Origin of the sequence: Neobacillus drentensis (assembly GCF_036966985.1) — a bacterium.
Taxonomy (GTDB): domain Bacteria; phylum Bacillota; class Bacilli; order Bacillales; family Cytobacillaceae; genus Neobacillus; species Neobacillus drentensis_E.
Window position 1 is genome coordinate 601 of the sequence record NZ_JBALSN010000544.1, and the last position, 390, is coordinate 990.

The 390-nt window shown below is 41.8% G+C and carries 1 protein-coding gene; it reads left to right on the forward strand.

Annotated elements, in window-relative coordinates; translation table 11 throughout:
• Positions 1 to 293: AMP-binding enzyme (locus V7659_RS27600; RefSeq protein WP_420491779.1), on the forward strand; the 293-nt coding region annotated here is incomplete at its 5' end.
• Positions 294 to 390: the final 97 nt, after the last annotated feature.

Genomic DNA, 390 nt, shown 5'->3' on the forward strand with positions numbered 1-390 from the left:
GCATGGAGCTTGAAGAAATTGAATATCATGTAAGCGAGACAACCTATGTCAATGCTTGTGTGATTGTGCCGTTTCAGCCAAACGGGCATGTGGAGTACTTAATTGCAGCAATTGTCCCAACTGAGCATTCCTTTGAAAAAGAATATCAGCTGACAAGTGCGATTAAGAAAGAAATGGCGGATTCACTGCCTGCGTACATGATTCCAAGAAAGTTTGTTTATCTTGAGCAGCTGTACATGACGCCAAACGGGAAGGTTGACCGTAAAAGAATCGCGAAAGAGGTTCTTCTATGATTCCGTTTAGTTCATTCTTTTTCTTCATTCTAATTGGTATTCTTCTTTTGCCGACGATGATTCTTGGTCTTCGCGGCAAAAGAATGCAGGGCTACAA